This window comes from Tessaracoccus sp. ZS01 (assembly GCF_022342445.1).
Classification (GTDB): domain Bacteria; phylum Actinomycetota; class Actinomycetes; order Propionibacteriales; family Propionibacteriaceae; genus Arachnia.
Genome location: NZ_PQFE01000025.1, coordinates 19142 through 28470 on the forward strand (window position 1 = coordinate 19142; position 9329 = coordinate 28470).

Sequence of the window (9329 nt, forward strand, 5' to 3'; positions counted from 1 at the left end):
TGGTCAGATCAGATGAGGCCGAGCGCCGTGACGGCCTCGCGCTCGTCCACGAGTTCGGCGACCGAGGCGTCGATCTTGGCGCGGGAGAACTCGTTGATCTCGAGGCCCTGGACGATCTCGTACCTGCCGTCCTTCACGGTGCACGGGAACGACGAGATGATGCCCTCGGGCACGCCGTAGGAACCGTCGGACGGCACGGCCATGGACACCCAGTCGCCGTCCGGGGTGCCCAGCACCCAGTCGCGCATGTGCTCGACAGTGGCGTTGGCGGCCGAGGCTGCCGACGACAGGCCGCGGGCCTCGATGATGGCCGCGCCGCGCTTGGCGACCGTCGGGATGAAGGTGCTCTCCAGCCAGGCCTGGTCGTTGACCAGTTCAGCGGCGCTCTGGCCGTTGACCTTGGCGTTGAAGATGTCCGGGTACTGGGTGGCCGAGTGGTTGCCCCAGATGGTCATGTTCGTGATCTCGGTGACCGGCACGCCCAGCTTGGCGGCCAGCTGCGACAGGGCGCGGTTGTGGTCGAGGCGGGTCAGCGCGTTGAACTGCTCGGCCGGGATGTCGGGAGCGTTCTTCATGGCGATGAGCGCGTTGGTGTTGGCGGGGTTGCCCGTGACGAGCACCTTGACGTCGTCGGCCGCTACGTCGTTGAGGGCCTTGCCCTGCGCGGTGAAGATGGCGCCGTTGGCGGACAGCAGGTCGCCTCGCTCCATGCCGGCCTTGCGCGGCATTGCACCGACCAGCATGGCCAGGTTGACGCCGTCGAACACCTTGGCGGGGTCGTCGCCGATCTCGATGTTGACCACGTTGCCGAAGGCGCAGTCGTCGAGTTCCATGACGACGCCTTCGAGCGCCTTCAGCGCCGGGGTGATTTCAAGCAGGCGCAGCTCGATGGGGGTGTCCCCCAGCAGCGAGCCGCTCGCGATGCGAAACAGGAGGCTGTAACAAATCTGACCAGCGGCGCCGGTGACGGCGATCTTGACGGGAGCTGCAGTGCTCACTTCTCATTCCTCTCTTGGAACGGTAGGTCCTACCAGGGAGACTCTACCGCCCCGTCGGAGGCCGGTGCGCACGGGCTCAGTTGAGCGGGGCTCAGATGAATTTGGGGGCGAACTTCAGGATTTCGATGACCACGATGAGCGCGAGCCACGCCATGAACGAGATGGTCAGCCATCCGTTGCGGTGGAAGCGCTCGAGCTTCTCCGCGGTCTTGTCGGAGAAGTAGTGGTTGCGTTCCTGGATGTTCCAGGCGGTCATGGACCAGAACACGAACGTCGTGGCGACGGTGACCGTGAGGCACCAGGGGCACAGCGCGCCGATCTCGAAGGACGACTGGTAGAGGAGCCAGTAGGCGAAGACGACGCCGAGGAAGTAGACCGCGTTGGCGGTGAACATGAACCAGCGCGGGAACCGCACGCCGAACAGCGATGCGACGGCGATCGTCATGACGACGGGTTCGGCGATCATGCCCAGGAAGGCGTTGGGGAAGCCGAAGATGTTGGCCTGCCAGGTGGCACCCACCTTCGCGCAGTCGAAGACCTCGTTGATGGAACAGGCCAGCTCCGCGTCGGGATTGGCGGCCAGCAGGATGGCGTCGTAGCTCAGCACCCAGGACGCGATGAGACTGACGATGGCGAAGGCGAGCATCTCGCCGAAGAGGATGTAGCGCTGGCGCTTGCTCGGTACCGGTCGCGGGTCGCCGCCCGGGTTGGCGGGGTCGAGGATCTCCGACGACGAGGTCATGGTCTCTTGCACGCGTACATCGTAACTGCGCGACGCAAGCCGGGGTTCGCGGCCTGCGTGAGGAGGGCGAAGTGGTGAACGACGCCGAGCCCGGCGTCGACCCGCGGGCCGGCCGGCCGCCCCGCCCCGGCAGAGTGAAGTTGTGCACCAACTCCGCTGCACAACTCAACAACGCCCGACCCGCCGTCGGGGCCCCCGGCCCGGCAGAGTGAAGTTGTGCACCAACTCCGCTGCACAACTCAACGACGCTTGACCCGCCGTCGGGGCCCCCGGCCCGGCAGGGTGAAGTTGTGCACCAACTCCGCTGCACAACTCAACAACGCTTGACGCACCGTCGGCCTGGGTTGTGCACAGATGTGCGACGGCATGGGAAGCGGGACTGTCTGCTGAACATAAGTGGTGGGCATGAACAAGATCGTCATGCCTGCCCACCTCATCGCCACCGCTCGCACGCAGGGCGGTGTCTTCACGACGAAACAGGCCGCCGCAGCCGGCATCACCCGCGCCGTCACGCAGCGCTTCCTGGACGACCATGTCTGGTGGTCCCTCGCCCGGGGGCTCTATTCCCTCTCCCCCGACCCGCCGTGGGACGGCCTCGCGTGGGGCGGCGTGCTGCTCGGCGGGCCGGACGCTGCGCTGGGGTTCGAGGCGGCAGGTCACAAGCTCGGGATGTGCGCCCCGCCGTCGACCATCGACGTGCTCACCCCGCACCAACGGATCAACCGGGGCTCATGGCGCTTTCACAGGATGCCGGGGATCGAGGCCAGCGGAGAGCCACCGGTAGCGAGGATCGAGCAGACGGCCCTGCGCATGTGCGCCGACGCCGAGCCCGAGGCGCTGTTCAGCCAACTCGCCCGAGCGGTGACCTCGCGACGGACCACGCCACGCCGGCTGCTCGACGCCGCGCTGGCGACTCCCAATGTGCGGCACAGGGCGCTGATCATCGAGGCGCTGGGAGACATCGCCGGCGGTGTGCACAGCGCACTGGAGCGCCGCTACTTCCGAGATGTCGAGCAGCGCCACGGTTTGCCCGACGGCGTGCGCCAGGTGAGTCTGCAGCCCAGCCGCTACAGCGACGTGGCCTACGTCGAGGTCGCCGTCGTCATTGAACTCGACGGACGGCTCGGCCACTCCGGAGACGGCGTCTTCCGCGACTTCGAGCGCGACAACAAGAACTCCATACGTGGCTACGTCACGCTGCGGTTCGGATGGAACGACATCGTCAACCACCCGTGCAAGGTGGCGCGTGCCGTCGCGCAACTGCTCGTCTCTCGCGGTTGGTCCGGCATGATGACGCCCTGCCGAGGCTGTCCCGACGGCCAAGCAGAGTGAAGTTGTGCAGGAAGTCCGCTGCACAACTTCATTCTGGTCGGGTGCGGCCACAGCGCACGGGCGCCACGGCACGCACAGGCAATACGGTGGGTCCATGAGCTACCCCACCTATCAACAGGCGGCGCGGCACAAGAAGCAGGCGGTCGTGCTACCGCTGCTCTTCCTCGTCGTCGGCGGCGCCGGCACCCTGCTGGGCCTGCTCGTCTTCCTCGACCGGCCGGCCACCCAGTCGGTCGTCGCGGTATTCGCGTTCACCCTCGTGCTGGCCCTCGGGGTGGCCTTCGTGCGCTGGCTCGACAAATGGGAGCCCGAGCCGCCGCTCTTCATCATCGGCGCCTTCGTGTGGGGAGCCGGCGTCTCCGCCCTGGTCAGCGGCATCGTGAACACGGTCGTGGCCTATTCGCTCCAGTCCGAGAATGCGGCCGTCATGGTGTCCGCCCCGCTCATCGAGGAGTCCACCAAGGGCCTCTTCCTCGTGATCGTCCTGCTCAGCACACGACGGGGGCGCGCCGAGTTCAACAGCCTCACCGACGCCATCGTGTACGGCGCCATGGTTGGGCTCGGCTTCTCGTGGATCGAACACATCACCTACGCGCTCAGGCCCGAGACCATGGACGACTCCGTGGAGGTCATCCTGATCAGGCTCCTCCTGGTGGCCTACCTGCATCCCATGCTGACCATCATCGTCTCGATCGGCATCTGGGCCGGCGTCAACGCCCGGGGTCTCATGCGGGTGGGCTGGCCGTTCCTCGCGTGGTGCCTGGCCGTCGCGCTGCACGCCATGCACAACTCCTCCATGGACCTCCTCGGCATGCGCGGCCTCCTGATCGCTGCGGGCATCGAGCTGCTGGTCTTCGTCGGCCTGCTGATCGTCGGCATGGTGGCCAGGCAACGGGAGCGCGCCACCGTCGTGCGCCAACTCCCCGCGCTCGTGCACTTCGGCTGGATCACGCCGCTGGAGGCGGGATGGCTCGACGACCTCGGCGCCCGCCGTCGCATGGTGGCCGCAGCTGGGCGGGAGAAGCGGCTGCTGAAGGACTTCATCCAGAACGTCACGGAACTCGCCCTGCTTCGCGGGAGGCTCGAGACGCTCCAGGAAGGGCCGCCGCCGCAGGCGTGGTTGGCGGTCCACCGTGAACTGGTCGAACTGGTGTTCCATCAGCGGCCGGAGGTGCACCGCATCCTCAGCGGCGGAGGCGGCTGGGCGCCCGTCCAGGGCAGGCCCGGCGAGCTGTGGGGCGCCCGCCCCAGGAGTTAGGGGGCAGACGGCGGCACGATGAAAGCGAGGGCCACGACGGCGGCGCCGAGCACGGCCAACACGCTCACGTCGATCCAGCGTCGGCGCACCACCAACAGGCCCGCCACCATGCGCGGGAGGATGAGACGCAGCCCGGCGCCGAACAGCAGCGCCGCGCCGATGACCAGGGATGCCAGCCGCCACCGGCCCAGCGCGGCGAACACGACGCCCACGCCCAGCACGGCCACCGTCAGCGACAGGGCCCACGGGCTGTCGGGGTAGGAATCTGCGGGCCGGTCCCTGGCCCGTCGTTTCAGCCGGCCTTCGAGCCTATCGCCGAAGATCATTCAGTTGCTCCGCGCGGTCCACGACGTTGCTGAGCAACATGGCGCGGGTCATCGGCCCGACGCCGCCAGGGTTCGGCGTGACGAAGCCGGCCTTGTCCCACACGTCGGGGGCGAAGTCGCCGACCGTCTTGCCATCGACGCGGCTGACGCCCACGTCCACCAGCGCGGCACCCTCGCGGATCATGTCGGCCGTGATCATGCCCGGCACTCCCGCAGCAGCCACCACGATGTCGGCGAGCCGTGTGTGGGCCGCCAGGTCCCGGGTGCCGGTGTGGCAGAGGGTCACGGTGGCGTTCTCGCTGCGGCGGGTCAGGATGAGGCCCAGCGGGCGGCCGACGGTGATGCCGCGGCCCACCACGCAGACCTCGGCACCCTTGATCTCGACGCCGTGGCGGCGCAGCAGTTCGACGATGCCGCGCGGGGTGCAGGGCAGGGTCGCCGGCTCGTTCAGCACAAGGCGGCCGAGGTTGATGGGGTGGAGGCCGTCCGCGTCCTTGTCAGGGTCGATCAGCGACAGCGCCCAGTTCTCGTCGAGGTGCTTCGGGATGGGCAGCTGCACGATGTAGCCGGTGCAGGCCGGGTCGTTGTTGAGCCCCTCGATGGCCTCGCGGAGCTGCTCAGCCGTGGCGTCCTCAGGCAGTTCCACCCGGATGGAGGCGATGCCCACCTCGTCGCAGTCGCGGTGCTTCATCCGCACGTAGCTCTGGCTGGCGGGGTCTGCGCCCACGAGCACAGTGGCCAGGCCGGGAACCACGCCCTGCTCGCGCAGCGCCGCCACGCGGACCTTGAGTTCGGCTTTGATCGCGGCGGCCGTGGCCTTGCCGTCGAGCTTGACTGCGGTCATGGGGTGAGCCTCCGTCAGTGGAAGAAGTGGCGGGTACCGGTGAAGTACATCGTGACGCCGGCCGCGGTCACCGCGTCGATGACCTCCTGGTCACGCACCGAGCCGCCGGGCTGGATGATGGCGCGGATTCCGGCATCGAGCAGCACCTGGGGGCCGTCGGCGAACGGGAAGAACGCGTCCGAGGCCGCAACCGAACCGCGCGCCCGGTCACCGGCGCGGTCCACCGCGAGGTGGCAGGAATCCACGCGGTTGACCTGCCCCATGCCGACGCCGACGGAGGCGCCGTCGCTGGCGAGCAGGATGGCGTTGGACTTGACGGCGCGCACGGCGCGCCACGCGAACAGCAGGTCCGCGAGGGTGGCCTCGTCGGCCGCCTCGCCCGCGGCGAGCGTCCAGTTGGCGGGGTCGTCACCGTCAGCATCGATCGCGTCAGCCTGCTGCACGAGCAGCCCGCCGTCGATCTCGCGGATGGCCATGCCCTCATTGGTGGAGCCTTCGGCGATCAGGATGCGCAGGTTCTTCTTGCCGGACAGCACCTCGACGGCGCCCTCCTCGTACCCGGGTGCGACGATGACCTCGGTGAATATTTCCGCGACCTGCTGCGCCATCTCCACCGACACCAGACGGTTCGCGGCGATCACGCCGCCGAACGCGGAGACCGGGTCGCAGGCGTGGGCCTTGCGGTGGGCGTCCGCGATGTTGCTGCCGGTGGCGATGCCGCAGGGGTTGGCGTGCTTGATGATGGCGACGGCGGGCTCTTCGAAGTCGTAGGCGGCGCGGCGGGCGGCGTCGGCGTCGACGTAGTTGTTGTAGCTCATCTCCTTGCCGTGGAGCTGAGTGGCGTCGGCCAGGCCGGCGGTGCCGTTGCTGTTGCGGTAGACGGCCGCCTTCTGGTGCGAGTTCTCGCCGTAGCGCAGATCCGCGACCTTGTGCCATGTGGCGCCGTACCAGGAGGGGAACCCGCCGTCGGACTGCCCGAGGTCGCCGCACATCCAGGAGGCGACTGCGACGTCGTAGCTGGCGGTGTGCACGAACGCGGCGGCGGCGAGTTCCTTGCGCTGCGCCAGCGTGAAGCCGCCGGCCGCGATGGCGGCGCGCAGCATGTGGTACTGCTCCGCGGAGGTGATGATGGCGACGGAGGCGTGGTTCTTGGCGGCCGCGCGCACCATGGTGGGCCCGCCGATGTCGATCTGCTCGATGCACTCATCCTGGGAGGCGCCGGAGGCGACCGTGGCGGCGAACGGGTAGAGGTTCGTGATGACGAGGTCGAAGGGGGCGATGCCCAGGTCGTCGAGCTGTTCGCGGTGCGTGGAGAGGCGACGGTCCGCGAGGATGCCGGCGTGCACGTGCGGGTGGAGCGTCTTGACGCGGCCGTCGAGGCACTCGGGGAAGCCGGTGACCTCTTCCACGCCGGTGACGTCGATGCCGGCGGCGGCCAGTTTGGCGGCCGTGGATCCGGTGGACACGATCTCGATGCCTGCGGCCGCAAGGTCACGGCCGAGTTCGATCAGGCCTGACTTGTCGTATACCGAGACGAGGGCTCGGCGCAGCGGGGTCAGCTCGGTCACGGGTGTTCCTTCTTCCACTCGGAGACGGCTCGGATCAATAGGCGGCGTTCCACCGTCTTGATGCGTTCATGCAGGGACTCGACGTCGTCGTCGTCCAGAACGTCGACGGCCCCCTGCAGCAGGATCCTACCGGTGTCGACACCGGCATCGACGAGGAATACGGTGGCCCCCGCCACTTTGACACCGGCGGCGAGCGCATCGCGCGGACCGTGCATCCCGGGGAAGCTCGGCAGCAGTGCCGGGTGGGTGTTGATGGTGCGGCCACCGAAGCGCGCGAGGAACTCGGGCCCCAGCAGTTTCATGAAACCGGCGGAGGCGACCAGGTCCGGTTCGAACCCGGAGACGACCCTCGTCAGCTCGGCGTCCCAGGCGGCGCGGTCGCCGCCCTTGGCCAGCGGATGGGCGACGGCGGGGATGCCTGCGGCGCGTGCCCGCTCCAGCCCGAGGGCTGAGGGTTGGTCCGAAACGACCGCCACGACCCGGGCGTCGACCCCGCCTGCGTCGATGGCGTCCAGCAGCGCCTGGCACAGGGTGCCCGAGCCGGACAGCAGAACGACAACACGGGTGGTCACCCGCACACCCTACGCCGTGGGCTCGCCGGGTGTCTCGTCGGACGTCTTGTCGGCCGGCTTTTCTGCGTGCGGCCGGCGCCGGACGAGGCCGACGACGAGGCCGGCCACCACTCCGGACAGTCCCAGGATGGTGGGCGCGAAGACCAGCAGCTCGGGCATCCGGGCACCGACGTGGCTGAGGCGGTCGTCACCCAGGGCTCCGGAGCCCATGCTGCACGCGGTGGCGATGAGCACCCCTGCGGCCACTCCGGAGAGCCCTCCCACCAGCGCGGTCTCGTCGAAGCGGGCGCGCGGCCGGGCGAAGGCGACAACCAGGGCCGCGACGGCGCCCGCAATAACGCCGACGGCGAGCCACCACAGGTGCGACGTGGGCGCGGTCCCGCTTGCGGGCACGGCGCCGAAGATGGGGATGGCCGGCAGCAGCCCGACGTCGGTGACCGTCATCGTCACCACGGAGCCGTCGCCCAGCGTGAGGCCCGCGCCGAGGAGCCAGGAGGCGCCCGCCAGCACGATGTTGGGCAGGTAGAGGAGGTGCAGCACCACCAGCAGGACCAACCCGCTCGTGCCGCCGTCGAGAGCATCGACGATGCCGCCCATCCGGTCCCACCCCGAATAGACGGCCAGGCCAGTCACGACGACGGCTCCCACGAGCACCGCGAGGATGGCGGCCCCCATGGCCCTGGGGACCGAACGGAGCCAGACGGGCCAGGTCTCCGTCGGGGAGTAGCCGATGCCGCGGGCTGCTCCCCAGAATCCGGCCACGCCGCCCACGACCAGCCCGCCGACCACCGCACGCCAGGAGGCGACCTCCAGCGTGGCGGCCAGGACCACCACGGCTGCTCCGTACGTGAGCGCGAAGGTGCCGGCCACCTTGGCGACGAGGCGTTCGCCGTCGACCCAGAGGCCACCGGTGTCGTCTTTCTGAGCACCCTGGGCCGCGGCCTGTTTGGCCGAGTGGGAGGCCATCGGCAACGCGAGGAAGAGGAGCAGGAGCGTCAACCCGAGCGGGGCGATCGAGACAGCCTGGTCCGCGATCTGCACGGGCGCGCCGTGGGCGAGGACGAGCATCTCGGCCGCGATCCGGAGCGCCGGGGTGAGCTGGGCGTCGGGAGAGGTGAGCCACGCCACCACACCGAAGCCGGAGATGAGGAGCCACCCGGCCAACAGCACCGCCAGCGGGCCGACGATGGCAGGCAGGTACCAGGACCACGGCCAGTGCCGCGGCTCGGGGGTCGGCGTCGGATCGACGTCGACCGCCACAGTGCGGTGTTGGAACCCGTCCACCATCACCCTTCCGTTGAGGTTCTCGCGCGGCCTTCAGCCACCCCGGTAGTCTGGCCCAACGTAACTCGGCCAATCAGCGCTCCGGAGGAGGTGAGCCCCTGTGTCTGACGAGACCTTCCGTGCCCGCCGGGCCTTGCAGCCCGACGAGGAACTTCAGGCGCCATTGGTTCCGGACGATACCGCAGCAGACGACGCGGCCCGGCCCCGACGCGGCGCGGCAGCCGCAGAAGAATCGACGCCCGCCGCCGGGCTGGGCGACGACCCGGTCGAACCTGGTGAACCGGTTGAACCGGTTGCACCCACCGAGGCCAGTGAACCGGTCGAGCCCGTCGAGCCCACCGCGCCGGCCCCGCCGGCCCCGCCGGCCAAGGGCCAAGGGGACAGCCCCTTCGCCCGCCCCGGCAG

Annotated in this window: 9 protein-coding genes and 1 pseudogene; 3 read left to right on the forward strand and 7 right to left on the reverse strand. The window is 69.3% G+C overall.

Annotated features, from left to right (window positions below; translation table 11 throughout):
* Positions 1-8 precede the first annotated feature (8 nt).
* Positions 9-998, reverse strand: coding sequence for a malate dehydrogenase (locus tag C3E87_RS14125; RefSeq protein ID WP_076064072.1), 990 nt, complete (start codon positions 996-998; stop codon positions 9-11).
* Between the two features lie 91 nt (positions 999-1089).
* Positions 1090-1752 carry a vitamin K epoxide reductase family protein gene (locus C3E87_RS14130; protein ID WP_233120825.1) on the reverse strand — a complete coding sequence of 221 codons (663 nt, stop codon included), beginning with the start codon at positions 1750-1752 and terminating at the stop codon, positions 1090-1092.
* Between the two features lie 393 nt (positions 1753-2145).
* Between C3E87_RS14130 and C3E87_RS14135 the strand changes: the two genes are divergently transcribed.
* Positions 2146-3072: a type IV toxin-antitoxin system AbiEi family antitoxin domain-containing protein gene (locus C3E87_RS14135; protein WP_076064074.1), complete on the forward strand. Its 927-nt coding sequence runs from the start codon at positions 2146-2148 to the stop codon at positions 3070-3072.
* Positions 3073-3166: 94 nt separating this feature from the next.
* Positions 3167-4330 (forward strand): PrsW family intramembrane metalloprotease, encoded by a 1164-nt coding sequence (locus C3E87_RS14140; RefSeq protein WP_076064077.1) that lies wholly within the window; start codon positions 3167-3169, stop codon positions 4328-4330.
* On the opposite strand, the gene C3E87_RS14145 is transcribed toward C3E87_RS14140, so the two are convergent.
* Genes C3E87_RS14145 through C3E87_RS14165 form a run of 5 tightly spaced genes read right to left on the reverse strand, consistent with a single transcriptional unit; the run spans position 4327 to position 8927 of the window.
* A complete protein-coding gene (locus tag C3E87_RS14145; protein WP_083665697.1) occupies positions 4327-4656 on the reverse strand; it encodes a DUF3017 domain-containing protein in 330 nt (109 codons plus the stop codon). The two genes, C3E87_RS14140 and C3E87_RS14145, sit on opposite strands and share 4 nt — an antisense overlap.
* Positions 4640-5500 carry a bifunctional methylenetetrahydrofolate dehydrogenase/methenyltetrahydrofolate cyclohydrolase gene (locus C3E87_RS14150; protein WP_076064080.1) on the reverse strand — a complete coding sequence of 287 codons (861 nt, stop codon included), beginning with the start codon at positions 5498-5500 and terminating at the stop codon, positions 4640-4642. The genes C3E87_RS14145 and C3E87_RS14150 overlap by 17 nt, the downstream gene beginning before the upstream one ends.
* Positions 5501-5514: 14 nt before the next feature.
* Positions 5515-7068 (reverse strand): bifunctional phosphoribosylaminoimidazolecarboxamide formyltransferase/IMP cyclohydrolase, encoded by a 1554-nt coding sequence (gene purH, locus C3E87_RS14155; RefSeq protein ID WP_076064083.1) that lies wholly within the window; start codon positions 7066-7068, stop codon positions 5515-5517.
* Entirely contained in the window at positions 7065-7640 is a 576-nt protein-coding gene (gene purN / locus C3E87_RS14160) for a phosphoribosylglycinamide formyltransferase (RefSeq protein WP_076064086.1), read from the reverse strand. Before purN ends, purH begins: the two co-directional genes overlap by 4 nt.
* 9 nt (positions 7641-7649) lie before the next feature.
* The gene (locus C3E87_RS14165; protein ID WP_076064088.1) at positions 7650-8927 is read right to left on the reverse strand and encodes a DUF6350 family protein; all 1278 of its coding nucleotides are present in this window, start codon (positions 8925-8927) and stop codon (positions 7650-7652) included.
* A 97-nt stretch (positions 8928-9024) separates the two neighbouring features.
* Here C3E87_RS14165 and C3E87_RS14170 point away from each other — a divergent pair.
* Positions 9025-9329 (forward strand): annotated as a pseudogene (locus tag C3E87_RS14170) (hypothetical protein); the annotation flags it as partial.

Coding starts and splice junctions, on each gene's coding strand:
- C3E87_RS14135 (WP_076064074.1), top strand. CDS start 2,146: ATGAACAAGATCGTCATGCCTGCCCACCTCATCGCCACCGCTCGCACG.
- C3E87_RS14140 (WP_076064077.1), top strand. CDS start 3,167: ATGAGCTACCCCACCTATCAACAGGCGGCGCGGCACAAGAAGCAGGCG.
- C3E87_RS14145 (WP_083665697.1), bottom strand. CDS start 4,656: ATGATCTTCGGCGATAGGCTCGAAGGCCGGCTGAAACGACGGGCCAGG.
- C3E87_RS14150 (WP_076064080.1), bottom strand. CDS start 5,500: ATGACCGCAGTCAAGCTCGACGGCAAGGCCACGGCCGCCGCGATCAAA.
- C3E87_RS14165 (WP_076064088.1), bottom strand. CDS start 8,927: ATGGTGGACGGGTTCCAACACCGCACTGTGGCGGTCGACGTCGATCCG.